Here is a 245-nt window from a genome sequence, read left to right as displayed (position 1 = left end):
TAGGCTGGCCGGTGCGCACGGCGGCCCGGTAGGACGGTGACATGTCGATGGCCACGAACCGGATGGCCTGGCGCCAGGCGAGCGGGGTGCCGGCCAGCCAGGCCAGCACATCACCGGTGGCCCGTCCCTCGATCTGCCCCAGCAGACCGCCGCAGCCTGCGGCGTCGACGAATCCGGTGTGCCAGCGATCGGCCGCCGCAGACCACTTCCCCGTCTGCGGGTCCTTCTCCCAGCGGGCCCTGCCC

The 245-nt window shown here is 73.5% G+C and carries 1 protein-coding gene; it reads right to left on the bottom strand.

The genetic code is table 11. From position 1 onward, the window contains the following. Window positions 1-245, bottom strand: a 245-nt coding sequence (locus FMEAI12_RS35895) for a transposase (RefSeq protein ID WP_146776867.1), incomplete at both ends; no start/stop codon positions are given.

The sequence above is a fragment of the Parafrankia sp. Ea1.12 genome (assembly GCF_900465275.1).
Classification (GTDB): Bacteria; Actinomycetota; Actinomycetes; order Frankiales; family Frankiaceae; genus Parafrankia; species Parafrankia soli.
This window is presented reverse-complemented; position numbering and strand designations above follow the sequence as displayed.